Source organism: Methylobacterium segetis (genome assembly GCF_004348265.1).
Taxonomy (GTDB): Bacteria; Pseudomonadota; Alphaproteobacteria; order Rhizobiales; family Beijerinckiaceae; genus Methylobacterium; species Methylobacterium segetis.
Map to the genome: position 1 here is coordinate 1 of NZ_SMNT01000014.1, position 26,579 is coordinate 26,579.

At 72.0% G+C, this 26,579-nt stretch carries 23 protein-coding genes and 1 pseudogene; 14 read left to right on the top strand and 10 right to left on the bottom strand.

What is annotated here, in order from left to right; translation table 11 throughout:
• Both E1J50_RS27145 and E1J50_RS05595 read left to right on the top strand, forming a co-directional pair.
• Positions 1-448 (top strand): annotated as a pseudogene (locus tag E1J50_RS27145) (NrfD/PsrC family molybdoenzyme membrane anchor subunit); the annotation flags it as partial.
• A gap of 91 nt (positions 449-539) precedes the next feature.
• On the top strand, positions 540-1,565 hold the full coding sequence (locus E1J50_RS05595) for a fumarylacetoacetate hydrolase family protein (protein ID WP_132251250.1): 1,026 nt from the start codon (positions 540-542) through the stop codon (positions 1,563-1,565).
• A gap of 36 nt (positions 1,566-1,601) precedes the next feature.
• Here E1J50_RS05595 and E1J50_RS05600 read toward each other — a convergent pair whose 3' ends face one another.
• Positions 1,602-2,198 carry a hypothetical protein gene (locus tag E1J50_RS05600; protein ID WP_132251252.1) on the bottom strand — a complete coding sequence of 199 codons (597 nt, stop codon included), beginning with the start codon at positions 2,196-2,198 and terminating at the stop codon, positions 1,602-1,604.
• 485 nt (positions 2,199-2,683) lie between these two features.
• On the opposite strand from E1J50_RS05600, the gene E1J50_RS05605 reads away from it, so the two are divergent.
• The 4 genes from E1J50_RS05605 to E1J50_RS05620 all read left to right on the top strand — a co-directional run bounded on the left by E1J50_RS05605 (position 2,684) and on the right by E1J50_RS05620 (position 6,136).
• Positions 2,684-3,541 carry a Crp/Fnr family transcriptional regulator gene (locus E1J50_RS05605; protein WP_132251254.1) on the top strand — a complete coding sequence of 286 codons (858 nt, stop codon included), beginning with the start codon at positions 2,684-2,686 and terminating at the stop codon, positions 3,539-3,541.
• Positions 3,542-3,629: 88 nt separating this feature from the next.
• On the top strand, positions 3,630-4,403 hold the full coding sequence (locus E1J50_RS05610; protein WP_132251256.1) for a DUF3750 domain-containing protein: 774 nt from the start codon (positions 3,630-3,632) through the stop codon (positions 4,401-4,403).
• Positions 4,404-4,589: 186 nt separating this feature from the next.
• Positions 4,590-4,844, top strand: a complete 255-nt coding sequence (locus E1J50_RS05615; RefSeq protein ID WP_132251258.1) for a ferredoxin — start codon at positions 4,590-4,592, stop codon at positions 4,842-4,844.
• Positions 4,841-6,136: an NAD(P)/FAD-dependent oxidoreductase gene (locus tag E1J50_RS05620; RefSeq protein ID WP_132251260.1), complete on the top strand. Its 1,296-nt coding sequence runs from the start codon at positions 4,841-4,843 to the stop codon at positions 6,134-6,136. The genes E1J50_RS05615 and E1J50_RS05620 overlap by 4 nt, the downstream gene beginning before the upstream one ends.
• Before the next feature lie 5 nt (positions 6,137-6,141).
• On the opposite strand, the gene E1J50_RS05625 is transcribed toward E1J50_RS05620, so the two are convergent.
• Positions 6,142-6,540 carry an MAPEG family protein gene (locus E1J50_RS05625; protein WP_132251353.1) on the bottom strand — a complete coding sequence of 133 codons (399 nt, stop codon included), beginning with the start codon at positions 6,538-6,540 and terminating at the stop codon, positions 6,142-6,144.
• Between the two features lie 194 nt (positions 6,541-6,734).
• Between E1J50_RS05625 and E1J50_RS05630 the strand changes: the two genes are divergently transcribed.
• Positions 6,735-8,132: a GntP family permease gene (locus tag E1J50_RS05630; RefSeq protein ID WP_132251262.1), complete on the top strand. Its 1,398-nt coding sequence runs from the start codon at positions 6,735-6,737 to the stop codon at positions 8,130-8,132.
• A 58-nt stretch (positions 8,133-8,190) separates the two neighbouring features.
• On the top strand, positions 8,191-9,432 hold the full coding sequence (locus E1J50_RS05635; protein ID WP_132251264.1) for a cytochrome P450: 1,242 nt from the start codon (positions 8,191-8,193) through the stop codon (positions 9,430-9,432).
• Between the two features lie 136 nt (positions 9,433-9,568).
• On the opposite strand, the gene E1J50_RS05640 is transcribed toward E1J50_RS05635, so the two are convergent.
• From E1J50_RS05640 to E1J50_RS05650, 3 genes are all read right to left on the bottom strand, one after another.
• A complete protein-coding gene (locus E1J50_RS05640) occupies positions 9,569-12,733 on the bottom strand; it encodes an efflux RND transporter permease subunit (RefSeq protein ID WP_132251266.1) in 3,165 nt (1,054 codons plus the stop codon).
• Positions 12,734-12,812: 79 nt separating this feature from the next.
• Entirely contained in the window at positions 12,813-14,072 is a 1,260-nt protein-coding gene (locus E1J50_RS05645; RefSeq protein ID WP_245516446.1) for an efflux RND transporter periplasmic adaptor subunit, read from the bottom strand.
• 333 nt (positions 14,073-14,405) lie between these two features.
• Positions 14,406-14,828 (bottom strand): hypothetical protein, encoded by a 423-nt coding sequence (locus tag E1J50_RS05650; RefSeq protein WP_132251270.1) that lies wholly within the window; start codon positions 14,826-14,828, stop codon positions 14,406-14,408.
• Positions 14,829-15,181: 353 nt separating this feature from the next.
• Here E1J50_RS05650 and E1J50_RS05655 point away from each other — a divergent pair, with 353 nt between their 5' ends.
• The gene (locus E1J50_RS05655) at positions 15,182-15,760 is read left to right on the top strand and encodes a L,D-transpeptidase (protein WP_132251272.1); all 579 of its coding nucleotides are present in this window, start codon (positions 15,182-15,184) and stop codon (positions 15,758-15,760) included.
• 42 nt (positions 15,761-15,802) lie between these two features.
• On the opposite strand, the gene E1J50_RS05660 is transcribed toward E1J50_RS05655, so the two are convergent.
• From E1J50_RS05660 to E1J50_RS05680, 5 genes are all read right to left on the bottom strand, one after another.
• Positions 15,803-16,102, bottom strand: a complete 300-nt coding sequence (locus E1J50_RS05660; RefSeq protein ID WP_132251274.1) for a hypothetical protein — start codon at positions 16,100-16,102, stop codon at positions 15,803-15,805.
• Between the two features lie 249 nt (positions 16,103-16,351).
• Entirely contained in the window at positions 16,352-16,993 is a 642-nt protein-coding gene (locus E1J50_RS05665) for a MarC family protein (protein ID WP_132251276.1), read from the bottom strand.
• Between the two features lie 81 nt (positions 16,994-17,074).
• Entirely contained in the window at positions 17,075-19,393 is a 2,319-nt protein-coding gene (locus E1J50_RS05670) for a TonB-dependent receptor family protein (protein WP_132251278.1), read from the bottom strand.
• A 98-nt stretch (positions 19,394-19,491) separates the two neighbouring features.
• Positions 19,492-20,868, bottom strand: a complete 1,377-nt coding sequence (locus tag E1J50_RS05675; protein ID WP_132251280.1) for a PepSY-associated TM helix domain-containing protein — start codon at positions 20,866-20,868, stop codon at positions 19,492-19,494.
• Between the two features lie 40 nt (positions 20,869-20,908).
• A complete protein-coding gene (locus tag E1J50_RS05680; protein ID WP_132251282.1) occupies positions 20,909-21,274 on the bottom strand; it encodes a hypothetical protein in 366 nt (121 codons plus the stop codon).
• 477 nt (positions 21,275-21,751) lie between these two features.
• Between E1J50_RS05680 and E1J50_RS05685 the strand changes: the two genes are divergently transcribed.
• The 5 genes from E1J50_RS05685 to E1J50_RS05700 are packed head-to-tail and all read left to right on the top strand — an operon-like array spanning position 21,752 to position 26,575.
• On the top strand, positions 21,752-21,841 hold the full coding sequence (locus tag E1J50_RS05685) for a K(+)-transporting ATPase subunit F (RefSeq protein WP_017484418.1): 90 nt from the start codon (positions 21,752-21,754) through the stop codon (positions 21,839-21,841).
• A 21-nt stretch (positions 21,842-21,862) separates the two neighbouring features.
• Positions 21,863-23,578, top strand: coding sequence for a potassium-transporting ATPase subunit KdpA (gene kdpA, locus E1J50_RS05690; protein ID WP_132251284.1), 1,716 nt, complete (start codon positions 21,863-21,865; stop codon positions 23,576-23,578).
• Positions 23,579-23,580: 2 nt separating this feature from the next.
• Complete coding sequence (locus tag E1J50_RS27150; protein ID WP_165937795.1) at positions 23,581-23,757, top strand: hypothetical protein; 177 nt, start codon at positions 23,581-23,583, stop codon at positions 23,755-23,757.
• Positions 23,758-23,811: 54 nt separating this feature from the next.
• On the top strand, positions 23,812-25,917 hold the full coding sequence (kdpB, locus tag E1J50_RS05695; RefSeq protein ID WP_132251286.1) for a potassium-transporting ATPase subunit KdpB: 2,106 nt from the start codon (positions 23,812-23,814) through the stop codon (positions 25,915-25,917).
• Between the two features lie 52 nt (positions 25,918-25,969).
• Entirely contained in the window at positions 25,970-26,575 is a 606-nt protein-coding gene (locus E1J50_RS05700; protein ID WP_132251288.1) for a K(+)-transporting ATPase subunit C, read from the top strand.
• Positions 26,576-26,579: the final 4 nt, after the last annotated feature.

Genomic DNA, 26,579 nt, shown 5'->3' on the forward strand with positions numbered 1-26,579 from the left:
CCTCTGGGCCGCCGCGCCGCGGGCGCTGTCCGTGCGCTTCGGCGCCTCGGCCATCGCCTGCGGGGCCGCCTGCCTCTGGCTCGGCGAGCGCGACGGCGGCCTCGCGCGCCGTCTCGAGACCCTGGCGGCCGCAGCGCTCGCGATCGACCTCGCGGGCGATGCCGTCTCGGCCGCCGCGTACCGGCGCGCGGGCGTCGCCCCGGCCCTGTCGGGGCCGGGCGGAACGCTGGAGAAGGTCGTGGGCACCGGCCTCGGCGCGGCGTTGCCGCTCGCCCTCTACGCCGCCTCGCGGCTCGCCGGGAGGTCGCCGCCGCGCCTCGGAACGCTCGCCGCGCTCGCGGTTCTCGGCGGCGGGCTGGCCTTCCGCATCGGAATCCTCAAGGCGGGGGCCGAATCCGCCTCGCGCCCCGACGTCAGCTTCCGCTTCATGCAGCCGGACAACCTCTGAGGGTGGTCTCGATCCAAAACGCCGGGTTCGGCTCTACTTCTCCGTGCAAGGGCCGGGGCAAGGGCCGGGGAGAGACCCTTTGGAGGACGATATGAGCCAGGGCAGACGGGATTTCCTGAAGGCGGCGGCGACGGGGCTGGCCTCCGCCACGGTCGGTGGTACGGCCACCGCCGCGACACGAGCGACGGACAGGCCGGACAGACCCATGAACCCCACGATGCCGCGGGGCCTCACCCTCCTCAACATGCGCCGCGGCCCGGGCTACGGCCTCGGCGTCAAGCTCGAGCGCGGCGTCCTCGACGTGAGCGCGGCCTCCGAGGCCCTCGGGCTGCCGGCCCCCGCCGACATGGACGACCTGCTCCAGAACGGGCGGGGGGCGGAACTCACGTCCCTCGTCGAGGCCGTGGGCAAGGACCGCGAGGCCGTGTTCCTGCTGCGCGAGGAGAAGATCGCCTACGCGCCCCTCGTCACCCGGCCCGAGAAGATCGTGATGATGGGCTTCAACTACCGGCAGCATGCCGAGGAGACCGGCACGCCGATCCCCAAGAACCCGCCGCTCTTCAACAAGTACAACAACGCCCTCAACCACCACGGCGGGACCATCAAGCTGCCGACCGCGGTGGCGCGGGAATTCGACTACGAGACCGAGCTCGTGATCGTGTTCGGCAAGACCTGCCGCGACGTGTCGGAGGAGGAGGCCCTCGACTACGTGGCCGGCTACGCCACCGGCAACGATTTCAGCGCCCGCGACCTGCAGTACCTGACCTCGCAGTTCATGATCGGCAAGACCTCGGACGGCTTCGCCCCGCTCGGCCCCCATCTCGTCTGCGCCGACCTCGTGAAGGACCCGAACAACCTCAAGCTGAAGACCGTGGTCAACGGCGTGACGCGCCAGGACTGGAACACCAACGACATGATCTTCAACTGCCGGCAGCTGATCAGCTTTGCCTCGCGGATCATGACCCTGAAGCCCGGCGACATCTTCTACACGGGCACGCCGCAGGGCGTGATCTTCGGCGAGAAGACGCCCCGCGCCGAGCGCGCCTGGCTGAAGCCCGGGGACGAGGTGGTGAGCAGCCTGGAGGGTCTCGGCGAACTCCGCTTCACCCTGACCTGAGCCGGGCGGTCCCGTCCGGATACGCGCCGGGCGGGGCTATTCCTCGTCGTCCTCGACCTCGTAGGGCCGGTAGGTGCGCAGCGAGCGGCCGTCCGGGAACACCACGGAGCGCTGGCGCAGAACGATGTAGCCCGCCGATTGCGCCTCGCGGATCCGGCGCAGGCGCTCGTCTGCGACGGTGTAGCCGTAGGCGGCCGGGACCGGCCCCGAGGCTGCGTAGGGATAGCGGACGGGGGTCGCTGCGTAGGGAGCGAACCGGGGTGCGCGGGCGACCCGGACCGGCGCGCGGGTCGGGTGCAGCACCCGAACCACGGGCGTCCGCTCGCGGAGCCGCGCCGTCCGGACGGGGCGGTGCGCAGGGGCTCCGACCCGCAGGGCGGCTCGGCTCGGCCCGGCCTTGCGCTGCGCCACGGCCGCCCGGCCCGCGGGCCGGGACGGAGCGGACGGCTCGGCAGCCTTGACCGGATTCTCGGCCTGGGGTGCGGGCGCCGGGGTCGCGGCGCTGCCGCGGGCCGGAGGATCGGTCCAGGGACGGGCCGGCGGCGAGGCCGCCTCCTCGGCCCGGACCGGGAGGATCCCAGCGAGGCCCAGAAGCAGGGCCGCACCGAGTGAGCAACGTGCACCGCGCGGCATGACGACCTCCCGGCTCCCGCGATTCTCGCATCGCGACGCGATCGGGTGCGCCGCACGCAGGGTTCCGCCGCGGCGCAAGGCGAACCTTAGCCAAGCACGGGGGAGCCGTCCACAACCGCGCGTCCCTGCTACCCCGTTTCGCACCGAAACCGCCGATTGCGCGCCCGAGCGACAACAGGACCTGTGCCGCGTCGCGGACAGGCGGCAACTGCACAAATTATCATCTTTTGAAACTGTACAAGTCGAAACACAGAGAGAGAAAGAAGTACTAAGGCGGAAACTCGAATCACTAGTACCATCATATGTTATTGGCGTAGCGGTCCCGCTGCGCCGAAATCCCGCTCGTTAAGGATCGCAAGGTTTCTCGAAAAGGGTGGGGCCGATGGGGCTCGAACAACGAGGATCTGATCCAGGGTAGCCGTGCGTGCTCTGCGGATGCTTGCTAGCATTCCATGCGTGCCTGTGCGTCGAGGGGAGTCGCGACGATGAGCGAGAATTCCATCCGGGTGCGAATCCCCGAATCCAACGCCGCTTTCCTCAACGGTTCGGGGCTCGTCTCGCCCCTCGAGGCCCAGTCGCTCTCGCCCCGGTCCGTGCCCGCAGGTTGCAATCCGCTCCTCGACGGGCTCCTCGCCGAGGCGCCGGTCGGCTGGGCGGACGAGCTGGAGCTCGTTTCCCTGACGCCCGGCGAGACGCTGTTCCCGGCAGGGGCCAGCCCGACCCACATCGTCTTCCCGATGGGCGGCCTGATCTCGCTCCTGGTGCGCAGCGGCCCGGCGGCGAATGCCGAGGTCGAGGTCGCGATGGTCGGCCGTCACGATCTCGTCGGTGCCGCCGCCCTTCTCGGCGCGGAGCCCTCCGCGCACCGGGCCGTCGTCCAGGTCGGGGCGCCGGGCTACCGCGCCTCCGCCGCCTCGGTGCGCCGCCTGATCGAGACGGTGCCGGCGATCCGCTCGCTCCTCCTGCGCTACGTGCGGATGAGCCTGGAGGAGGCCTATCAGCTCGCCGCCTGCAACAGCCGCCACTCGCTGGAGAAGCGCCTGTGCCGCTGGCTGCTCCAGGCCCATCAGCGCCTGGAGAGCGACACGCTGCCCTTCACGCACGATCACATCGCCCAGATGCTCGGGGTGCGCCGGGCGAGCGTCACGGTCGCCCTCCACATCATCGAGGGCGAGCGCCTGATCCGCTCGACCCGCGGCCGGGTCGACCTCCTCGACCGGACGCGCCTGCAGATGGCGGCCTGCGAGTGCTGCGGCGCCATCGCCCAGAACCGCCGCGCCTTCAGCTTCGGCCCCGCGGCCGAGGGGGTGGAGCGGGCCACGCCCGCCTGCGCGACCTGCTGAGGCGGCTCCCGACGCGGACCGGGGGCGCGGTGCCTGCGACCACGCTTCCGCTTGCGCGAAGCGGGACCGCTCCTGACATCGGGCGGGCATGTCCGCCGCCCTCCTCGTCGCCTTCCGCCTCCTCGTCCTCGGCGTCCTCGTCCTGTTCCTGGTCCCGCTCGCGTCCTACGCCCTCTGGTGGACGGCGCGGGGCGGGCGCTCGGCCGACTGGCGGGCGGCGGACTGGTCGAGCAGCGGGCTCCTTCCCTCCGCGCGGAGTTCCCCCGAGGCAATGGTGCGGATCTACGCGGCGCGGGTCGGGCGCTGGCGAGGCATCGTCGCGCACCATTCCTGGATCGTCGTGAAGGAGGCGGGCGCCGGCCGCTACACCCGCTACGACGTCGTCGGCTGGGGCACGCCCCTGCGCACCGACGCCTTCGCCCCGGACGGGCGCTGGTTCGGCAACGCGCCGGAGACGGTGCTGGCCCTCGACGGCGAGGCGGCCGCGCGGGCGATCCCCGCGATCCGCGCCGCGGTCGCCGATTACCCGCACCGCTCGCTCGGCTCCTATCAGGCGTGGCCGGGGCCGAACTCGAACACCTTCGCGGCCCACGTCCTCGCCCGGATCCCGGAAAGCGGCATCACCCTGCCGCCGACCGCGCTCGGGAAGGATTGGACGCCGCCCGGGCGCTACGCCGAACGGACCCCGAGCGGCACCGGCATCCGCCTGAGCCTCGGGGGCTATGCCGGCCTCACCCTGGGCTGGGTCGAGGGCGTCGAGATCAACCTGCTCGGCGCGGTGGCGGGGTTCGATCTGCGCCGCCCGGCCCTGAAGCTGCCGGGCTGGGGGCGTCTCGGCCTGCCCTTCACCCCCTCGTCCTGAGGTGCCGCGAAGCGGTCTCGAAGCGGCCCTTCGTCGGGGTTCCTCCCTCGCTCCGAGGGAATCGGGCGGGAGGGGCGCTGCGGCGCCCCCCCGAGGCCGCCCTCGGACCTGATCCGCGCCTTGCCCCGAGCGGCACCGAATGGCACCTCGCGGGAACCGGGGCCGCGGCCGGAGCTTTCCGCATCCATGCCCGAGACCACTCCCGAACCGGCGCCCGGCCCGACCGCGAGCGCCCTGCGCGTCAGCGTCGACCTCAACCGCTGCCAAGCCTACGCCCAGTGCTGCTACGCGGCGCCGCGCCACTTCCGCATCGAGGGGCGCGAGGCCCTGTACTACGACCCCGCCCCCTCCGCCGCGGACCGGGACGCGATCGAGCAGGCCCGCATCGCCTGCCCGGTCCAGGCGATCCACGTGGAGGACCCGGAGCGGAGCGCGCCATGACGGACGCGGCCTCGTCTGCGCACGCCGTCGTGGTCGGCGCCTCGCTCGCGGGCCTGCGCGGGGCCGAGGCCCTGCGCCGGGCGGGCTTCGCCGGCCGGCTCACCATCGTCGGCGCCGAGCCGCACCCGCCCTACGACCGGCCTCCGCTCTCGAAGCACGTGCTCACCGGCGAGGTGCCGGCCGAGGCGACCCGCCTGCCGGGTCTCCTCGCCCTCGACGCCGAGTGGCGCCTCGGCTGCGCCGCGAGCGGGCTCGACCGGGCAAGCCGCACGCTGCGCCTCGCGGACGGGACCGAGCTTTCCTACGACCGGCTCCTCGTCGCCACCGGAACCCGGGCGCGGCCCTGGCCGAACCCGCACGAGGGGCGGCTCGGCGGCGTCCACACCATCCGCGACCGGGACGACGCGGCTTCGCTCCGCGCCGCCCTCGCGGCCCGGCCGCGCCGGGTCCTCATCATCGGCGGCGGATTCATCGGCTGCGAGGTGGCCTCGGCCTGCCGCAGCCTCGACCTGCCCGTCACCCTGGTCGAGCCCTCGCCGACGCCGCTCGCCCGGGTGCTCGGCACCCATCTCGGCAGCGTGGTGGGCGCGCTGCACGAATCCCGCGGCGTCGACCTGCGCAGCGGCGCCGAGGTCGAGTGGCTGGAGGATGACGGCGCGGGCCGCGTCGCGCGGGCGCATCTCGCGGGCGGCGGCAGCGTCGAGGCGGACATCGTGGTCGTGGCCCTCGGCGCCGTCCGCAACACCGACTGGCTCGCCGGCTCCGGCCTCAGCGCCGATCCGGGCGGCCTCGATTGCGACAAGCGGGGCTACGCCCTCGACGAGGCGGGGCGCCCGGACACGCGCATCGCCGCCGCGGGCGACGTCGCGCGCTTCCCGCACCCGCTCTACGACGGGCGCCGCGTCGCCCTGGAGCATTGGGGCCACGCGGTCGAGCAGGCCGAGCATGCCGGCCGCCTGCTCGCCGGGCACGAGGCGGCGGCGCCCTACGCCGCGCTGCCGACCTTCTGGTCGACGCAAGGGGGCATCAACATCAAGTCGGTCGGGCTGACGCAGGGCGCGGACGGCCTCGCGATCGTGCAGGGCTCCCCCGCCGAGGGCCGCTTCCTCGCGCTCTACGGGCGCGAGGGCCGCTGCATCGCGGCCGTCAGCGTCGATTGCGCCCGCTGGCTCCCGGCCTACGCCGCGATGATCGAGGCCCGCGCGCCCTTCCCGCCGATCCGGCAGGGGACGGACCAGCCCGGTCACCTGCCCGTCCTGCCGCCGGGCTTTCCGGAGAAGCCGCGGCGCTAGGCGCGTCAGGCCGTCCGCAGGAGCAGGGCGATCGCCGCCACCGCCGTCACCCCGAAGGTCGCGATGATGCCGCCGCCGCGGCAGGCGAACTGGCGGGGCGAGTTCTTCGGCGCCAGCATGCCGAACGGGTGCAGCAGGCGCGCGACGAGGAGCACGATGAGGAGGCCGCGCACCAGCGCGAGGCTCCCTCCCGAGGCTTCGAGGAGCGCAATCAGCAGAAGCGCGAAAGGCACGTACTCGGAGAAATTGCCCTGCGAGCGGATGCGCTTCTGCAGCGCGTTGTTGCCCCCGTCGCCGTGCAGCACGTCCGAGCCGAGGCGTCCCGCGACGACCCAGCCGGACAGCCCGACGAAGAGGAGGGCGAGCAGGGCGGCGTAGAAGGCGGTGATGGCCGGGAAGATCACGTCGGGCTCCGGGAAGGCGGTGCGGGAGACGGGCCGAGCGGCCCGCACGCCAACCGGCTCCACCCGCACCGCGTTCCCGCGCCGGCGCCTGACGTGCTCGTGAGGGGGCCGCGCGTCCTCGCCTCGGGCGCAAGCTGCGCCATGTTCAGGTTCGGGCGCGGCGCGGACCGGGCCCGAGCGGGGAATCCTGTCCGATGAACCTCGTGATCTGCCTCGCGGCCCTCGTCTTCCTGATGGCCATCGCCTACCGGGGCTTCAGCGTCATCCTGTTCGCCCCGGTGGCGGCGATGGGGGCGGTGCTCGTCACCGATCCGGCCGCGGTGCCGCCGATCTTCAGCGGCCTCTTCATGGAGAAGATGGTCGGCTTCCTGAAGCTGTACTTCCCCGTCTTCCTGCTCGGCGCCGTGTTCGGCAAGCTCGTGGAGATCTCGGGCTTTGCCCGCTCCATCGTCGGCGCGGTGACGGGGGTGCTCGGCAAGGGCCGCTCGATCATCGCGATCGTCCTCGTGGGCGCGATCCTCACCTATGGCGGCGTCTCGTTGTTCGTCGCGGTCTTCGCGGTCTACCCCTTCGCCGCCGAGCTCTTCCGCCAGAGCCGCATCCCGAAGCGCCTCATCCCCGGCACCATCGCGCTCGGCGCCTTCACCTTCACGATGGACACGCTGCCCGGCACGCCGCAGATCCAGAACATCATCCCCGCCTCCTTCTTCAAGACGGACGCCTACGCCGCCCCCTGGCTCGGGGTGATCGGCGCGATCTTCATCTTCGTGCTCGGCGTCGCCTATCTCGAGTGGCGCCGCCGCGCGGCCGCTGCGGCCGGCGAGGATTACGGCGAGGGCCACGCCAACGAGCCGGAGGCGCGCGACGACACGGCGCCCGTCCATCCGCTGATCGCGCTCCTGCCGCTCCTCATCGTCGGGATCGGCAACCGGCTGCTGCTCTCGGCGATCAACGCCTTCTACGGCGCGGAGGCCAAGGTCGCGCTCTCGCCCGAGATGGCGGCCAATCCGGTCACCGTGCAGGTGAAGACGGTCGCGGCGATCTGGGCGGTCGAGGGCGCGCTGATCCTCGGCATCCTGGCCACCGTCATCCTCGGCTTCCGCAACGTCCGCGCCCGCTTCTCGGAGGGCAGCAAGGCGGCCGTGGCGGGCTCGCTTCTCGCGGGCATGAACACCGCGACCGAGTACGGCTTCGGCGCCGTCATCGCGGCGCTGCCGGGCTTCAAGGCGATCTCGGACGCGCTCTCGGCGATCCCGAACCCGCTCGTCAACGAGGCGGTCACGGTGACGGTGCTGGCCGGCGTCACGGGCTCGGCCTCCGGCGGCCTCTCGATCGCGCTCGGAGCGCTCGCCGACCGCTTCGTTCAGGCCGCTCAAGGCGCCGGCATCCCGCTCGAGGTGCTGCACCGGGTCGCCTCGATGGCGAGCGGGGGCATGGACACGCTGCCCCACAACGGCGCCGTGATCACGCTGCTCGCCGTCACCGGGCTGACGCACCGGCAATCCTACGGCGACATCTTCGCGATCACGCTGATCAAGACCGCTGCGGTGTTCTTCGTGATCGGCGTCTACTACGCCACCGGGATCGTTTGAGGCGGCTCGCCGGTTGACGCCCGCTCCCCGACTTTCCAGACAGGGTCTCGAGACAGGCATGGCCGACCCGACGCTCCTCGACCAGGTGAAGGATCAAAAGAACCGGGCGGACCCCTATCCGCTCTTCGCGCGCCTGCGCGAGAGCCCCGTCTCGCGCCAGCACGACGGCACCTACGTGGCCGCGACCCACGGCGCGATCGCCAGCCTTCTCGGCGACCCGCGCATCAGCTCCGAGACCCTGCCGCCCGCCGACCGGCCGCTGACCGGCAACCCGTTCACCGACTGGCTGGTGAAGCCGATCCGCGACCGCGTGACGGATGCCCACCGGCCCTTCATCTTCCGCGACCCGCCGGACCACGACCGCCTGCGCGGCTGCGTCATGCACCAGTTCAGCTATGAGCGCGTGCAGCGGATGCGCGCCCGCTCGGACAGGCTGGTCGCGGATCTTCTCGACAAGACATGCGGGGCGCGGGAGATCGATATCGTCGACGACCTCGCCTACCCGCTCCCCGTCACGGTGATCTGCGAGCTGTTCGGCATCCCGCGCGAGGACGAGCCGAGATTCCACGGCTGGGCGACGCAGCTCGCCACCGCGCTCGAACCCGACAGCCTGGAGGACGACGAGATCCGGGCGAAGAACAGCCGCTGCTTCGACGAGATCTCCGCCTACATGGCGGACCTGATCAAGGAGAAGCGCCGCCACCCGGGGGACGACATGCTCTCCGGCCTCGCCAACGAGGAGGCGCCGGGCGCGGGGCGGATGAACGATTACGACCTCATCGCCACCTCGATCCTGATGCTGGTGGCGGGCCACGAGACGACGGTGAACCTCATCACCAACGGCACGCTGGCGCTCCTGCGCCACCCCGAGGCGCTGGCGCGGCTCGGAGCCGAGCCGGCCTGGGCGCCCCACGTCGTCGAGGAGATGCTGCGCTACGACCCGCCGGTGCAGTTCCGGACGCGGAAGGCGCTCGCCGACATCGCGATCGCCGGCACCACGATCCCGGAGGGCGCCAACGTCGTCCTGCTGCTCGCCTCCGGCAACCGGGACGAGGCCGTCTTCGCGGATCCGGACCGGTTCGACCCGGACCGCACCGGAACCCGCCATCTCGGCTTCGGCGGCAGCCTGCATTACTGCCTCGGCGCCCCGCTCGCCCGCTTCGAGACGGCGGCCGCGCTGACCGCGCTCGCGCGTCGCCTGAAGAACCCCCGCCTGATCGAGGACCCGCCGCCCTACCGGCCGGGCTCGGCGCTGCGCGGCCCGGAGCACCTCCGGCTGGCGATCGACGGGATCGCCTGAGGGGAGGGGCGCCCCCTCTCCCGTTCGGGAGAGGATCGGGGTTGAGGGATGCCACCACTCCGGAGAGGGCGCACCCCTCGCCCGGTGCGCTGACGCGCTCTCGACCTCTCCCGGACGGGAGAGGTGAGGGCGCTCGTCACTCCGCCGGGACGCGGTGCGGCTCCGGCCCGTGGGCGGCCTCGGCCTCGGGCCGCGTCTCCGCATCGGCCGCCTTGCGCTTGAACAGCCGCATCACGACCACGAAGAAGACGGGCACGAAGAACACCGCGAGCACGGTCGCCGAGATCATGCCGCCCATCACGCCGGTGCCGATCGCCTGCTGGCTCTTCGAGGCGGCGCCCGTCGCGATGGCGAGCGGCACCACGCCGAAGATGAAGGCGAGCGAGGTCATCACGATCGGCCGGAAGCGCAGGGTCGCGGCCTCGATCGTCGCGTCGACGAGGCTCGTGCCGGGCTTCCAGAGATCCTTGGCGAATTCCACGATCAGGATCGCGTTCTTGGCGGACAGGCCGATGATCGTGATCAGCCCGATCTTGAAGTAGACGTCGTTCGGCATGCCGCGCAGGTACACCGCCGCCACCGCGCCGATCACCCCAAGCGGGATCACGAGCAGCACCGAGAACGGGATCGACCAGCTCTCGTAGAGCGCCGCGAGGCACAGGAACACGATCAGGACCGAGAGGGCCAGGAGCAGCGAGGCCTGGCTCCCCGCCTGCTTCTCCTGCAGCGACTGCCCGGTCCAGGTGAAGCCGAACCCCTTCGGCAATTGCGTCGCCAGCCGCTCCATCTCGGCGATCGCCTCGCCCGAGGTGTAGCCCGCCGCCGGCTCGCCCGTGATGCGCACGGACTGGTAGCCGTTGAAGCCGATGATCTGCGCCGGCCCGACGCTCCACTTGAGGTCGGCGAAGGAGGACATCGGCACCATGGTGCCCTGGCTGTTCTTCACCCCGTAATTCAGGAGGTCGGCGGCGTTGAGGCGCTGCAGGTCCTCCGACTGCACGATCACGCGCTGCATCTTGCCCCGGTTCGGGAAGTCGTTGACGTAGACCGAGCCGAGATTGACCTGGATCGTGTCGTTGATGGCGTCGAAGCCGACGCCGAGGGCCGCCGCCTTCTCGCGGTCGATCACGAGCTCGGCCTGCGGCGCGGGCGGCAGGCCCTCGACGTAGACCTTCTGCAGGATGGGGCTCTTCTTCGCGAGCGAGAGGAGCTGCTCCTGCGCCGCCATCAGGGCCGAGTAGCCCTTCTGGGCGCGGTCCTGCAGGCGGAAGGAGAAGCCCGACGCGTTGCCGAGATTGTCGATCGGCGGCGGCTCCAGCGCCTGGATCACCGCGTCCTTGTAGGAGCCCAGCGCCTTGTTGGTGCCCTCGACGAGCTTGGCCGCCGAGCTCTCCGCATTGCGCTCGGCCCAGGGCTTCAGGGTCACGAAGGCCTGGCTCGTCATCTGGCCCTGGCCGGAGAAGGAGAAGCCGTTGACGATCGTCACCGTGGCGACGCCGGGCTGCGCCATCAGGTGCTCCTCGACCGCCTTCACGGCGGCGAGCGTGCGGTTGAAGGACGAGCCCGGCGGCGTCTGGATGTCGACCGTGAAGAAGCCCTGGTCCTCCACCGGCAGGAAGCCCTCGGGCAGGCGCACGAAGGCGTAGGCCACGCCCATCACGAGGGCGAGGTAGACGAGCATCACCCGGCCGGACTTGGCGATGAGGGCGGAGACGCCGCGGCCGTAGCGCGCCGTCTCGCGGTCCACCATCCGGTTGAACCAGCCGAACACGCCGCCCTTGGAATGGCCGTGGCCCTTCTCGATCGGCTTCAGGAGCGTGGCGCAGAGCGCCGGCGTCAGCGAGAGCGCGAGGAAGGCCGAGAAGGCGATCGAGGTTACCATCGCGATCGAGAACTGGCGGTAGATGATGCCGACCGAGCCGGGGAAGAACGCCATCGGGATGAACACGGCGATCAGCACCAGCGTGATGCCGATGATGGCGCCCGTGATCTGGCCCATCGCCTTCCGGGTCGCCTCCTTCGGGGGCAGCCCCTCCTCGTTCATGATGCGCTCGACGTTCTCGACGACGACGATCGCGTCGTCGACGAGGATGCCGATGGCGAGCACCATGCCGAACATGGTGAGCACGTTCACGGAGAAGCCCGCGAGCAGCATCACCGTGCAGGTGCCGAGCAGCGCGATCGGCACCACGATCGTCGGGATCAGCGTGTAGCGGATGTTCTGGAGGAACAGGAACATCACCACGAAGACGAGCACCACCGCCTCGATCAGGGTGTGCAGCACCTTCTCGATCGAGGCCTCGACGGCCGGGGTGATGTCGTAGGGGATGTCCCATTTCAGGTTGTCGGGGAAAAACTGGGACAATTCCTCCATCTTGGCGCGGATCGCCTTGGCCGTCTGGAGCGCGTTGCCGTCGGGCGCGAGCGTCACCGAGATGCCGGCCGCCTCGCCGCCGTTGAGCCGCGTCGTGAACTTGTAATCCTCGCCGCCGAGCTCGATCCGGGCGATGTCGCGCAGCCGCACGTTCGAGCCGTCGGGGTTGGCCCGCAGCACGATCGCGCCGAACGCCTCGGGCTCGGTCATCTGGCCCTTCACGACGATCGGGAAGTTCATCGCGCTCGTGGACGGGCTCGGCTGCGCGCCGACCGCGCCGGAGGCGATCTGCACGTTCTGGTTCTGGATCGCCTTCGTCACGTCGGACGGGTTGAGGGAGAGGCCGCGCAGCTTGTCGGGGTCGATCCAGACGCGAAGGCTGCGCTCGGTCGAGTAGAGGGTGGCCCGGCCGACGCCGGGGATGCGGCGGATCTCGTTGATGACGTTGCGGATCAGGAAGTCGCCGAGGCCGACCTCGTCCATCGAGCCGTCGGTGGAGACGAGCGTGATGATGTTCAGCGTCGCGGCCGAGGCCTCCTCGACCAGGATGCCCTGCTGGCGCACCTCGGCGGGAAGCCGCGCCTCGACGCGCTTCAGGCGGTTCTGCACCTCGACGCCGGCATAGCCCGGATCCGTGCCCGGCTCGAAATTCGCCGTGATCTCGACGACGCCGAAGGAATCGGAGGCCGATTCGAAGCTCTGGATGTTGGCCGCGCCGTTCAGCTCGTCCTCGATGAGGCGCGTCGTGCCCGTGTAGAGATTCTCGACGGACGCGCCCGGATAGGCGGTCGAGAGCGCGATCGAGGGCGGCGCGATGATCGGGTATTGCGCCACCGGCAATTGCGGGATGGCGAGGGCGCCACCCAGGCAGATGAACAGGGCGACGACCCAGGCGAAGATCGGCCGGTCGATGAAGAAGCGAGCCATACGGAATTCTGGACCCTGAGAGGACACGCCGCCGCGCGGGCCATGCGGCCGCGCGGCGGGATGGTGTCGGGCTGCGCGGTCAGCGGACCTGCGCGGCGGGCTGCGCGGGGGCGGCGACGTCCGCCTCGTCGGCGTCGCGGGGCTTCAGCTCGGCCTGGTCGGCGGGCGGGCTGACGTCGACCGGCTTCACCTGCATGCCGGCATTGATCTTCTGGAAGCCGGCGGTCACGACCCGCTCGCCGGGCTTCAGCCCGTCGCGGATCAGCCAGTTCTGGCCGACCACGGGGCCGACCTCGACGGGCTGGAGCATGACCTTGTCCTCGGCCTTCACCACCCAGACCTCGGCCTTGCCGTCGTTGGTGCGCTGGATCGCCTGCTGCGGGACCGCGATCGCGTCCGAGTCGATGCCCTGCTTGATGCGGGCGCGGACATACATGCCGGGGAAGAGCTCGTCGTGCGGGTTCGGGAATTGGACGCGCAGCGTCACCTGGCCGGTGCTCGGGTCGGCGGTCACGTCCGAGAACAGGAGCCGGCCGGCGAGCGGATAGAGGGCGCCGTCGTCCATGATGAGATGGACGTTGGCCGCGTCCTTCTCCAGCCGCGAGAGCTCGCCGCTGGCGAGATCCCGGCGCAGCTTGTTCAATTCGCCCACCGACTGGGTGATGTCGACGTAGATCGGGTCGAGCTGCTGGATCGTGGCGAGCACCCCCGTGGTGCCCTGCTCGATCAGCGTGCCCTCGGTCAGCAGCGCCCGGCCGATCCGTCCCGAGATCGGCGCGCGCACGTCCGTCCAGCTGAGGTTGAGCCGCGCCCGGTCCCGCGTCGCCTTGGCGCCCGCCACCTCGGCCTCGGCCTGCTTCCGGGCGGCGAAGGCGGTGTCGTACTGGGCCTGGCTCGCCGTCTGCTTGGTGAGCAGGGTCTCGAGGCGCTCGGCCTGCTGGATGGTGAGCGTGAGCGCCGCCTCCTGCCGGGCCAGAGCCGCCTCGGCGCTGGCGAGCTCGACCTCGTAGGGCGCGGGGTCGATCTTGTAGAGGATGTCGCCCTCCTTGACCTGGCTGCCCTGCTCGAACAGCCGCTTCACCACGAGGCCGGAGACGCGGGAGCGCACCTCGGCCACCCGCACCGGGGCGACGCGGCCGGGCAGGTCCCGGACGTAGGGGATCGGCTGCGGCGCCACGGTGACGACGCTGACCTCCGGCGGGGGGAGGGGGACGGGAGCGGCCGCCTGCTGCTTCTGGTTGCAAGCGGAGAGGGCGACCAGCACGGCGCCGGCGACGAGCGAGGCCGGCAAGCTCGGCACGGTCCGCGCGCGGCGGACGGGTCGGGGGGAAGACGTCACGATCAACTCGCTCCTGAGACACGGTGCGCGGTCTCGGCCGCGACGGCGCGTTCGCGCTCTGACGGCCGGCACGGCTCGAACGGGCCACGCCCGGACCGCCCGTGGCGACGGGCTGCGTGCGGCGTGGCAAGCGCCGGGCCAGCGGCAGGATGGGACCCGGCGGTGAGGATGCAGGATGGTGCCGCATCGGGCGCGCGGCCGCGCTGAGGGCGGTCCGACTCGCGCCGGAGGCGAGTGTACGCCGGTCGCTCCGGGCGATCCAACGGCGGGCGCTCGCGGGCCGCCCCGTCCGATCTCACGTCCCCGTGAGACCCCGTGGGAGCCCGGACCCGATCAGGCGAATTTCGGAGGCCGATCGAGAAGCGAGGCCGCCGCCGGGGGCAGGGCCGGGGAGGTCCGCGGCGGGTAGGATGCGGCGGGCGACAGGCGCTCCACCACGACCGCGTCCGGAACGAGCCGGCGGTCGTCGCTCGGCGGGTCGTCGGCATCGGCGGAGGAGAGGATCGTGAGGACGTGCCGGTCGGGCGTCCCGACATGGCGCTTGGCGCCGGGGGCTGCCGGCGCCGTGCTGAGCGCGGCGACCGCCTCGGTGCGGGGCATCAGGCCGGCGTAGCGATCGTCGGGCAAGCCGGCCAGGACGACGATGAGCACCGCGAGGAGGGCCGCGAGCAGGCCCATCCGCCCCGACCGGGGGGTGCCGGTCGCGCGGGTGCGGGCCGCCTTCCGGCGCTGCCTGTCGTTCGCGGTTTGAGACATCACGGGGCGGACATAGGGGCAGATGAGGTTGCGCCGCAATCACCTGCGACAACCTGTCAGGCTTAGCCGGGGAACCGTCCGAGCCCGGAAAATCCGTTCTTTTCCCAGGCCCGCCGGAATCTTAACCCTGCTCCCGGCCCAATCGATTCGGCGTGGACTTTCTCCTCCGCGCGCCCTGTCAAGACCGGCGTTGCCCAATTCCCACAGCTTCCGGTCGGTCCGCCCGGCACCGCTTGACCGGCCCCGTCGCCCCGGCCAAGCCTCGCGTGCAGAGTCGGACTGCGCGCAACCGGACCGAGCCGTGCTCCCGCCGGTCACCCCGCGCCGGCCGTCGTCGCAGAAGGACACGACCCATGACGAGGCGCCGCGCCGCCGCTTTCCTCATCGCCAGCGCCCTCGCGGCCGGCGCCGTGACGCTCGCGCCCCGGGGCGCGCAGGCCGGACCGTTCGACAGCGGGCCGCTCGCCGACTTCATGAACATCTTCCGGACGCAGGCGATCCCGCGCGAGACGGTGGCGTGGTCGGGGCCTGAGAAGGCCGGCACGGTCGTGGTCTCCACGAGCCAGCGCCGGCTCTACTACGTGCTCGGGCGCGGCGCGGCGATCCGCTACGGCGTCGGCGTCGGCCGCCAGGGCTTCTCGTGGTCGGGCACCAAGACCGTGACCATGAAGAAGGAATGGCCGGATTGGCGCCCCCCGGCCCAGATGCTCGCCCGCCGGCCGGACCTGCCCCGCTACATGGCCGGCGGCCAGGACAACCCGCTCGGCGCCCGCGCCATGTATCTCGGCTCGTCCCTCTACCGCATCCACGGCTCGAACGAGCCCGAGACGATGGGCGCGGCGGTCTCCTCCGGCTGCATCCGGATGACGAACAAGGACGTCGTCGACCTCTACGACCGCGTGAAGGTCGGCACCAAGGTGATCGTGCGCTGACGAAGCCCCGGCCCGGCGGGGGCGTCCCCGTCCGGGCCGCCCTCACCGTTCGGTCAGCACCACCTCCAGGGCGCGCTCGCCGCGCCAGACCACCGTGCAGGGGCGCGGGGTGAATTCGGGCCCCAGGCCGAGGCTGAACCGGTCGGGGAGGCTTCTGGCGAGCGCGATCGAGATGAAGGCGCGGTCCCGGTTGGTGAGGACGGCCTTGCACCCGAGCGGGCGCGGCCAGAACTTGAGATTGATCCGCGCCTCGATCGGCGGCATCCGCACGATCTCGTCCGTCGATGAAGTCGGGGCGGAAGGCAATTCGGTCGGCCAGTTGGTCGGCAATTCGGTCGGCATGTCGCTCGGCTCGTTTACCTGGGGTTGCGTGAGACTGGCGAGCCGGCGGTAACCCGTTTCCTGCCGGGATCGCTCGAATGCGACGCATCGGCCGGGAAGCATTTTCTCAGGGGCGGAAGGAACCGGGTGGAAGGAACCGGGCGGAAGGAAGCGGGCGCCATCGACGGAGCGACACGGATCTCCGGTCCGCGCGAGGGCGCTTGCCGGATCGAGAATCGGGCGCGTTGCGCGGGGGTGGCGGAGCCTGTCCTAGCGGGCGAGCCCCGGGAATAGCGCCTGCAGGCTCGCCACCATCATCTCCATCGCGACCGCGGCGAGGATCATCCCCATGAGCCGGCGGGTGATGGCGGTGGCATTCGGGGTCAGGTGGCGCCCGACGAAGGGCGCCGAGAGCAGCGCCGCGGTCAGCAGCGCGAGGAACGCCCCGAGGCCCGCCGCGAGTTCGGCGATCCGGCCCTGCGCGCGCGCCGTCTGCGCGAACACGATCAGGGTCGCGATCGTGCCCGGGCCGACGAGGAGCGGCACCGTGAGGGGATAGAGGGCGACGCTCGCCGGATCGAGATCCTCCGCCGTCTCGTGCGGCGTGGCGGCGTGGGCGTGGCTCGCCGTGCCCTGCAGCATCGAGAGCGCGATGAGGAGGACGAGCAGGCCGCCCGCCAGCCGGAAATGATCGACGTCGATCCCGAACAGGTCGAGGATCGGCCGGCCGGCCAGGACCGCGATCAGGCAGCCGGTCGCGGTCCCGATAGCGGCCAGGAGCGCCACCCGCCGCTGCGCCTGCGCCGACGCCCCCTCCGTGAGCGACAGGAACACGGGCACGTTCGCGATCGGGTTCATGATCGCGAAGAGCGCGGCGAAGACCTTGGTCACGAAGGCGAGATCGAACCCCATCGCTGCCCGTCCCCCTGCCGATCGGATCGGCTCCCGCCGCGCTCCGGCGGCGTGCCACGGCAAACCTCGCATGGCGGGCGGTCAGAACGACAGCCTCATCCCGCCGACGACGTTGCGCGGCGCGCCCGCGAACACGGACCCGTTGGTGTTGGCGAGCACGGCGGCGCCGTTCTGCAGGCCGGTCGCGGCGCTGATCGAGTTCGCGAGGTTCTGCGCCGAGGCCACGTAGGTCCGGTCGAAGAGGTTGCGCACCTCGACGAACAGGTTCAGCCGCTTCGCGTAGCCGACGAGATCCGTGGCGTAGTGCAGGTTCAGGTTGACGAGGCTGTAGCCCGGCGCCCGCAGCAGGTTGGCGTTGTCGATGAAGAAATCGTCCTGGAACACCGTCTCGACATAGGCGCCGAGCCCGGCGAGCGGGCCGGTCGTGTGCTCGTAGCCGACCCGGGCGAGGAGCTGGTTGGCCGGCACGCCGGGGATGCGGTTGCCGGCCCGGTCGAAGCGGGCGGTGCGGACGCCCGCGCTCAATTGCTCGACGTAGCGCGTGTAGAGCTGGTCGTCGTAGGTGTAGGCGGCGGTCGCGCTCCAGCCCGGCGCGAAGGCCCAGGTCGCCCCGACCTCGACGCCGCGGTGCTCGGAGGCCGGCGCGTTGAAGGTGAAGTTGAGAAGGCCCGCACCGGGCGACTGGGTGATCAGCTCGTTGCGGAAGAACTCGTAGAACCCCGTCACGCTGAGGCGGAGGGTCTCGGTCGGCGTCCAGTCGACGCCGAGGTCGAAGCCGAGATTCTCCTGCGTCCTCAATTGCAGGTTGCTGCCCGGCACGCCGGCCGGCGTGACGAACAGGTTGGCCGCGGACGGTGTGCTGTAGCCCGTCGCGACCCTTCCCCGGATCTGCCACGCCTCGCTCGGCCGGTAGAGCAGGGCGAGTTCCGGCGCGACGTTGAGGAAGCTCCGGTCCACGTCGGCGATCGCCCGCGTCGAGCCGGCCGCGCTGTAGGTGAAGGTCGTGTTGCGTCCCGTGATGGTCGTGGTCTCGGCGCTGATCCCGGCCACGGCGATGACGCGGTCGCTCAGCTGCACCTCGGCTCGGGCGCGGCCGCCGAGATTGGCCTGCACCGTGTCCTGGTCGGCGATCAGGGCGCCGAGCGCCGGCCCGGCCCCGAGCACCCGGTTGTAGGTCCGGCTGAGACTGTCGAGCGTGTTGTAGGCGAGCGCCACGTAGCCGGTGGCGGGCAGGCCGAACAGGTCGCCCCGGCGGGTCACGTCGGTGAGGAAGTTGAACCCCGGGAAGTCGCCGCGCGTGGACGTGGTGTAGAAGGGCTGGTTGATGTTGCGGTCGTCGAAGACGAGCTGCGTGCGCCAGGTCGTGAAGGCGTCGAGGTCGTGCTCCCAGCGCGCGCCGACGAGGGTGCGGCGATCATCGCGCAGGAAGGCGCCCTGGTCGGCCGTCACCGGCACCGTGGCGCCGAAGCGGCCATTCGCCAGCAGGTTGAAGGTGGTGCAGCCCGGTGCCGCATTGGCCGCCGTGAGGCAGCCGCGCTGGAAGGGGTTGAGGGCGAACTGGTTGAGCGAGGTCCGGCCCGGCAGCAGCGTGAAGAGCGTGTTGTTGATGATCTTCAGGGTGAAGCGGTTGTCGGGCGTCGGCGTGTAGGTGCCGAGGAAGTTCACGGTCTGCGTGTCGAAGGAATTGTGGCTGATGAAGCCGTTGCCGCGCGTGTCGCTGGCGAACAGGCTGTACTCGAACGGGCCGCTCACCCCGCCGATCGTGGTGTAGGTGTTGAGGTAGCCGAAGCTGCCGGCATCGACGCCGGCCTCGATGCCGTTGATCTCGGCGCCCCGCCGCGTGACGAAGTTCAGGGCGCCGCCGGTCGCGAAATTGCCGAAGAAGGGCGATTGCGGCCCGCGGAACACGTCGATGCGGTTGTAGGCGCGCGGGTCGGTCAGGTCGAAGCGCGAGGAGCCGTCCGCCTGCGTGACGGGGAAGCCGTCCTCCAGCACCACCATGTTGCGGGAGACGCCGGTCGCGCGGGCGTTGTTGCCGCGGATCGAGACGACGACGTCGCGGGGGCCGTTGCCCTGGCGCACGGTCACGCCGGGGCTGTTGCGCAGGATGTCGGCCACGGTCGTCGCCGCGCGGTTGTCGATCACGCCCTCGCGCCCGATGCTGGTGACGACCTCGCCCACGGGCCTGTCGAGGGGCGTCGGGGCCGCGGCGAGAAGAGGCGTGCCGGCGGGCTGGCCGGCGGCCGGGCCCGGGCCGCGGCCCTCGCCGGCGACGGAGAGCTCCTCCAGGGTGACGGTCTCGCCGGCCTTCTGGGCCTGGGCCGCGGAGAGGGCGAGGGGGCCGGCGGCGAGGAGGGCCAGCGGGGGGGTGCCGAGGATCCGGCGACGAAGCGAGGGCATCGGGAAGGCTCATCGAGGGAGTGCGGCCGCGCGGGGCTGCAGCGGCCAGGGCTGTCGGGGATCGGCGATCGCGGGCGCGCGGGGACGCGGCCCGCGCGTCAGCCGGCAAGGCGGGCGCGCAGGGCCTGCACGCCGAGGTCGGCGAGGAGCATGGCGAGGATGACGAGCCCCGTGAGCGGGAACAGCGCGCCGAGGCCGAGAACGAGCCCCGTCACGGTCACCGCGACGCGCCGGTCGCGCGGCCAGGGCGGCACGCCGAGGCGCCCGGCCGGGCGGCGCTTCCACCACATCACCGCGGCCGTGACGGCGAGGAGCAGCGTGGCGAGGCAGAAGGCGAGCATCGCGAACTGGTTGGCGCGGCCCCAATGCTCGCCCTTGTGGATGCCGATCCCGTACTGGATCGCCCGCGCGACGCCGCCGAGATCGCCGAACCGCACGTCGACGAGCGGCCGGCCGGTATACTGGTCGAGGGAGATCATCCGCTGGCGGGTGACGTCGTGCGGGTAGGCGGCCGCCGCGAACACGCCCCGGTCGCCCACCGGCAGCGACACCTCGAAGCCGCGCGGCATCCCGAGCTCCCTGAGGATCGCCACGGCCCGGCCGAGGCCGATGGCGGGCGCGGCCGAGGGCTCGGAGGCCGGGACGGGCGCGTCCTGCATCGCCCATCCGGCCGTCGTCAGCATCTCCCGCATCGGCAGGTCCGAGACGGCCTTGTCCGCCCAGAGGGCACGGGGCTGGCCGAGGCCCGCCTCGTTCGACCACGTGCGCAGCTGCTGCCCCCACCAGATCGACCAGGGCAGGCCGGTGGCGGCCAGGAACAGGAGGCCGGCCCCGGCGACGAAGCCCGTGACCGCGTGGAGATCGCGCCACCAGACCCGCCGGCGCGGCGTCTGCCGGAGCGTGACGACCCCCCCGCTCTGCCGGCGCGGCCACCACAGGTAGGTGCCGGTCACGACGAGGATGATGGCGAAGCCCGCCACGACCTCGATCACGCCGTTCGCGACCGGCCCGAAATAGGCGAGGCTGTGCAGCCGGCGCACCACCGTCAGGGCCTCGTCGTCGCGCGGGACGCGGTCGAGCACGTCGCCGGTGTAGGGATCGAGATAGACGAGGGTCTTGCCGGCGCCCTCGGCCATCGTCACCACCGCCGAGCCCGCCGGATCGGCGGGGTCGGTCAGGGCGACCGGCGTCGCGCCCGGCACGGCCTCGGAGGCGTTGAAGAGCAGCCGGTCCGGGCTGAGGGGCGGGGTGGCCCGCGGCGCCACGACCGTCCGGTGGGCGAACAGGGTGGCGTTGATCTCGTCCTTGAACAGGTAGAGCGAGCCGGTGACCGAGAGCAGGATCAGGAACGGCAGGCAGAGCAGCCCGGCGTAGAAGTGCCAGCGCCAGACGGCGCGGTAGACCGCGTCGCCCGACGGGCGCGCGGCGGAGACGGCCTGGAACGCGAGAGCGTCGCCGTCGAGGGAGCGTGACATGGGAGGGGTCCGGGTCTGAGCGATCGGGAGGGCTGATCGGTCAGAGGGTGGGCGGACCTCGCGGGCTGACGGACGGGTCGGGCGGCGCGCGCGCGCGGATCAGGTCGGCGGCGCGCCAGGGGGCCGGGGCCGCAATGCCGGGCGACCACAGCACCGCCGCGAAGGCGGAGGCCCCCGGCGGCAGAAGCTCCGCTGCCTGGGCGAGGGTGCAGCAGGCGTGCGGGTGGCAGAGCGCGGCCCCGCCCTCGGGCGAGCCCGAGCCGTCATGCGCGCAGATCGCATCGGTGAGCGCGGCGGGGGGAAGGGGGGCGAGGCCGCCCAGGAAGGCCTGCAGCAGCAGCGCGTAGAGCGCGATCACCCCGATGATCGCGCGACCCCGAGCCGTCAGAGGCAGGTTCCCACGCATGTCCCGTTCTTAGGGAGCCGGCCTCCGGCCCGTCAACGCGAGGGCGGAAACCGGCATGTCGATAACCGGCCCGCGCCCGGCAAAGGCTTGAGCCTGTTGCACAAAAGCCCGCCCGGATCGGTCCGGTGCCGTACGCGCCCGCCCGCCCGGACCCCGCCGGTCGCGTTGCCGCGCCGCGCTGCGGCGTCGGGCTTCCCGAATCGGGGCCGGGACATCCGGCGACGCGGCGGGAGGCCGCGATCCGGCCGATCCTCATGCGATCCTTATAAGAACGCCCCCCTCTCCCTCTCGAACCCTAACGCGGTTCCCCTCCACTATCCCGGCAGGCCGAGGCCGCCGGCGCGTGGCCCGGTCGACCCGGCGGACCGGACACGGGACGCACCATGCTCGACATCGTCTTCATCGCCGGCGGCCTCGCCTTCTTCGCCCTCGCCGCCGGCTACGCCTCGCTCTGCGAGCGCCTCTGAGGCCCCCTCCATGACCCTCGATCTCGCCCTCGGCGCCCTCGTGACGGCCGGGCTCCTCGTCTACCTCACCTACGCCCTCGTCCGCCCCGAGCGGTTCTGAGCGGCCGGACGGATCTCCCCCATGACCCTCAATGGCTGGATGCAGATCGCGCTCTACGGCGCGCTCGTGCTGGCGCTCGTGAAGCCGCTCGGTCTGTACATGACCCGCGTCTTCAACGGCGAGCGCACCTTGCTCTCGCCCCTGCTCGCCCCCGTCGAGCGCGGGCTCTACCGCGCCTCGGGCATCGACTCCGCCCAGGAGCAGACCTGGCTCGGCTACGCGGGCGCGATGATCGTCTTCAACCTCCTCGGCTTCGTGCTGCTCTACGCCCTCCTGCGCCTGCAGGCGGTGCTGCCGCTCAACCCGGCCGATCAGGCGGCGGTGGCGCCGGACCTCGCCTTCAACACCGCGACGAGCTTCGTCACCAACACCAACTGGCAATCCTACGGCGGCGAGACCACGCTCTCGTACCTGTCGCAGATGCTGGGGCTGACCCACCAGAACTTCGTCTCGGCGGCGTCGGGCATCGCGGTCGCGGTGGCGCTGATCCGCGGCTTCTCGCGCGCCTCGTCGCGCACGCTCGGCTCGTTCTGGGTCGATCTGACCCGCGCGACCCTCTACGTCCTGCTGCCGGCCTGCATGGTCCTCACCCTGGTCCTGGTCTCGCAGGGGATGCCGCAGACGCTCCGGCCGTCCGTCGAGGCGATCACGCTGGAAGGCGCCCGGCAGACCATCGCGGTCGGCCCCGTGGCGAGCCAGGTCGCGATCAAGATGCTCGGCACCAACGGCGGCGGCTTCTTCAACGCCAACGCCGCGCACCCGTTCGAGAACCCGACGGCGCTCTCGAACCTCCTGCAGATGGTCGCGATCTTCGCCATCGGCGCCGCGCTCACCAACGTGTTCGGCCGCATGGTCGGGGACGAGCGCCAGGGCTGGGCGATCCTCGCCGCCATGGGCGTGCTGTTCGTCGCCGGCGTCGCCGTCACCTACTGGGCCGAGGCGAATGCCCACGGCGTCCTCGCGCAGCTCGGCCTGACCGGGGGCAACATGGAGGGCAAGGAGGTCCGCTTCGGGATCGCCGCCTCCGCGCTCTTCGCGGTGATCACCACGGCCGCCTCCTGCGGCGCGGTGAACGCCATGCACGATTCCTTCACGGCGCTCGGCGGCCTCGTGCCGCTCCTCAACATGCAGCTCGGCGAGGTCATCGTCGGCGGCGTCGGCGCCGGCCTCTACGGCATGCTGGTCTTCGTCGTGGTCGCGATCTTCGTCGCCGGCCTGATGGTCGGGCGCACCCCGGAATATCTCGGCAAGAAGATCGAGGCGCGCGAGGTGAAGATGGCCATGCTCGGCATCCTCTGCCTGCCGCTGATGATGCTGGGCTTCACCGCGCTCGCCACCGTGCTGCCGGCGGGCCTCGCCGGGCCCGCGAATGCCGGCCCGCACGGCTTCTCGGAGATCCTCTACGCCTACAGCTCGGCCGCCGCCAACAACGGCTCGGCCTTCGGCGGCCTCACCGCGAACACGCCGTTCTACAACGCCACGCTCGCCGTCGCGATGCTGGTCGGGCGCTTCTTCGTGAAGATCCCGGTGCTCGCCATCGCCGGCTCGCTCGCGCGGAAGCCGACGCTGCCCGCCTCCGCCGGCACCTTCCCGACCCATGGCGGCCTGTTCGTGGGCCTCCTCGTCGGCGTGGTCCTGATCATCGGCGGGCTGACCTTCTTCCCGTCCCTGGCGCTCGGCCCCCTCGTCGAGCATTTCGCGGGCGCGGCGGGCCAGACGTTCGCGGCGGGCGGCTGAGCATGCGCCACGCCGTTCATCCCCGCCGTCACGGGCTGCCGCAGCGACCGCGCCTGCGCGGGGCGCCGCCCGCGCGCCTCTCCGACCTGATCCTGGCCCTCGTCGGCGTGTGGCTCCTCGGCGCCCTCGCCCTGATGGCCGCGGCCGCCGCCCTGACAAGCCGCGCGCCGACGCCCTGACACCCGACGGCCCGGCCCCGGCCCCGGGTCTCCCACCCCACCGGACATCGAACCATGTCGCGTCAGACCCGATCCCTGTTCAGCGCCGCCCTTCTCGGGCCGGCCCTCCTCGGCTCCGTCCGGAAGCTCGATCCGCGCAGCCTGATCCGCAACCCGGTCCTGTTCGTCGTCGAGGTCGTGGCGGCGCTGACCACCGTCCTGTTCGTCCGCGACCTGATCGCGGGCGGGGCCGACCTCGCGTTCTCCGGCCAGATCATCCTCTGGCTCTGGTTCACCCTGCTCTTCGCCAATTTCGCCGAGGCGCTGGCGGAGGGCCGCGGCAAGGCACAGGCGGAGGCGCTGCGCCGCACGCGGACCGAGATGACGGCCAAGCGCCTCACGGGCCGGGATCCGGGCCCTTCCGGCCGCGCCTACGAGACCGTCCCGGGCACGAGCCTGCGGGTCGGCGACGTGGTGCTGGTCGAGGCCGGCGACCTGATCCCCTCCGACGGCGAGGTGATCGCGGGCGTCGCCTCCGTCAACGAGGCGGCCATCACCGGCGAATCCGCCCCCGTCATCCGGGAATCGGGCGGCGACCGCTCGGCCGTGACCGGCGGCACGCAGGTGCTCTCGGACGAGATCCGGGTGCGGATCACGGCCGCCCCCGGCTCGACCTTCGTCGACCGCATGATCGCGCTCGTCGAGGGCGCCTCCCGCCAGAAGACCCCGAACGAGATCGCGCTCAACATCCTGCTCGCCGGGCTCACCCTGGTGTTCGTCTTCGCGGTGGCCTCGATCCCGAGCTTCGCGAGCTACGCCGGCGGGGCGATCCCGGTCATCCTCCTCGTCGCGCTGTTCGTGACGCTCATCCCCACCACGATCGGCGCGCTGCTCTCGGCCATCGGCATCGCCGGCATGGACCGCCTCGTGCGCTTCAACGTGCTCGCGATGTCGGGCCGCGCGGTCGAGGCGGCGGGCGACGTCGACACGCTGCTGCTCGACAAGACGGGCACGATCACGCTCGGCAACCGGCAGGCGACCGAGTTCCGCCCCGTGCGGGGCGTCCCGGAGCTGGACCTCGCCGATGCCGCGCAGCTCGCGTCGCTCGCCGACGAGACGCCGGAGGGCCGCTCCATCGTCGTGCTCGCCAAGGAGGCCTACGGCCTGCGCGCCCGCGACATGGCCGGGCTGAACGCCACCTTCGTGCCCTTCAGCGCCCAGTCGCGGATGTCGGGCGTCGACCTCGACGGGTCCTCGATCCGCAAGGGCGCGGTCGAGGCCGTCATCGCCTCCGTGACGGGCTGGCCCGCCGCCACGCGCGGCTCGGGCGCGGCGCTCGCCTACCGCCCGGCCGCCGAGCCCGAGGCGTCGGGCGAGATCCGGGCCATCGCGGAGGCGATCGCCAGGGCCGGCGGCACGCCGCTGGCGGTGGCCCGGGACGGCCGCCTGCTCGGCGTGGTCCATCTCAAGGACATCGTGAAGGGCGGCATCCGGGAGCGCTTCGCGGAATTGCGCCGCATGGGCATCCGCACCGTCATGATCACGGGCGACAATCCCGTCGCGGCCGCGGCCATCGCGGCGGAGGCGGGCGTCGACGACTTCCTCGCCCAGGCCACCCCGGAGGACAAGCTCGCCCTGATCCGCGGCGAGCAGGCCCAGGGCAAGCTCGTCGCCATGTGCGGCGACGGCACCAACGACGCGCCGGCGCTGGCCCAGGCCGATGTGGGCGTCGCCATGAACACGGGCACCGTGGCCGCGCGCGAGGCCGGCAACATGGTCGACCTCGATTCCGACCCGACGAAGCTCATCGAGATCGTCGGCATCGGCAAGCAGCTCCTGATGACCCGCGGGGCGCTGACGACCTTCTCGATCGCCAACGACGTGGCGAAGTACTTCGCGGTCCTTCCGGCGATGTTCCTGACGCTCTACCCGCAGCTCCAGGCGCTCAACGTCATGGGGCTCGCCTCGCCCCAGAGCGCGATCCTGTCGGCCGTCATCTTCAACGCGCTGATCATCGTGGCGCTGATCCCGCTGGCGCTCCGGGGCGTGGCCTACCGCGCGGTGGGCGCGGCCGCGCTCCTGCGGCGCAACCTCCTGATCTACGGCCTCGGCGGCGTCCTCGCGCCCTTCGCCGGCATCAAGCTCATCGACATGGCCCTCACCGCCCTGCACCTCGCCTGAGACCCGCCCGAGCATCCCCGTCCCGAGCATTCCCGTCATGAGGAGACCCGCCATGCCGAGCCAGTTCCGCCCCGCCCTCGTCCTGCTCGTCGCCCTGACGGCGCTCACGGGCCTCGCCTACCCCCTCGCCATGACCGGCCTCGCCGGGGCGATCTTTCCGGCCCGAGCCGCGGGCAGCCTGATCGAGCGCGACGGCAGGATCGTCGGCTCGCGCCTGATCGGGCAGGCCTTCACGGGCGCCGGCTATTTCCACGGCCGCCCCTCCGCCACGACGGCGCCCGACCCGGCCGATGCGGGCCGGACCGTCCCGTCCCCCTACAACGCGGCGAATTCCGCGGGCTCGAATCTCGGGCCGACGAGCGCGTCCCTCGCCGAGCGGGTGAAGGCGGACCTCGCGGCGCTGGGAGCCGAGACTCCGGGCCGGCCGATCCCTGTCGACCTCGTGACCACGAGCGGCTCGGGGCTCGACCCCGACATCTCGCCGGACGCCGCCCTGTTCCAGGTCCCCCGCGTCGCGCGGGCCCGCAACCTGCCCGAGGACAGGCTCCGCGCGCTGGTGGCCGGTCAGGTCGAGGGCCGCACCCTCGGCCTCCTCGGCGAGCCGCGCGTCAACGTGCTCGCGCTCAATCTCGCCCTCGACGATCTCGCTGGCCGCTGACCGC